The following is a 1,034-nucleotide window of genomic DNA, read 5'->3' on the forward strand; positions in this document are numbered from 1 at the left end:
CGCCGGTGCCGTAGTCCATCAGGATGAAGTTGGCGATCCAGACCGGCAGCTCCCACTCCGGGTTCAGCGGGTGCTTTACGCGGATGCCGGTGTCATAGCCCAGCTTTTCCGCCGTCTCGATGGCTTCCTCGGTGGTACCGCCCTTGCGGCATTCAGCGACAAACGCCGCGACCTCTTCCGATTCGGCTTCCAGCGCCTTGGCAATCGGATGGTCGGGCGAAATGCCGACAAAAGACGCGCCCATCAGCGTGTCGGGACGGGTGGTGTAAACCTCAATCGGTTCGCCGCCGTCGGTGCGGTCGAACGAGAACTGCAACCCGCGCGATTTGCCGATCCAGTTTTCCTGCATCAGGCGGACTTTGGCCGGCCAGTTCTCCAAGCCGTCCAGCGCCGACAGCAGCTCTTCGGAGAAATCGGAGATTTTAAAGAACCACTGGGTCAGCTCGCGCCGCTCCACCAGCGCGCCGGAGCGCCAGCCGCGGCCGTTCTCGACCTGCTCGTTGGCCAGCACGGTCATGTCGATGGGATCCCAGTTCACCACGGCGTTCTTGCGGTAGACCAGGCCCTTTTCCAGGAAATCCAGGAACAGCGCTTGCTGCTGGCCGTAATACTCCGGATCACAAGTGGCGAACATGCGGCTCCAGTCCAGCGACAGGCCCAGCGGCTTCATCTGCTCGACCATCGTGCCGATGTTCGAATAGGTCCAGTCCTTGGGATGCCCGCCCGAGGCCATCGCGGCATTTTCGGCCGGCATGCCAAAGGCGTCAAACCCCATCGGATGCAGCACGTTATGGCCGGTGGACAGCTTGTAGCGCGCGATCACATCGCCCATCGTATAGTTGCGCACATGGCCCATGTGCAGTTTGCCCGACGGGTAGGGGAACATCTCCAGCACATAATATTTCGGCTTGCCGCCGGTGCGCTTGGCTTGGAAAATCCCGGCCTTGTCCCAGGCTTCCTGCCATTTAGCTTCGATTTCCGTGGCGGAGTAACGCGACATCAGAGCGGTCCTTTGCATGAAAACGCCGGGCAAG

The 1,034-nt window shown here is 61.2% G+C and carries 1 protein-coding gene; it reads right to left on the reverse strand.

Annotated elements, in window-relative coordinates; genetic code table 11:
* Nucleotides 1-1,000, reverse strand: a 1,000-nt coding sequence (locus A2I95_RS41995) for a class I tRNA ligase family protein (RefSeq protein WP_291738168.1), incomplete at its 3' end; no start/stop codon positions are given.
* Between the last annotated feature and the right edge of the window lie 34 nt (nt 1,001-1,034).

The sequence above is a fragment of the Leisingera sp. F5 genome, assembly GCF_001593695.1.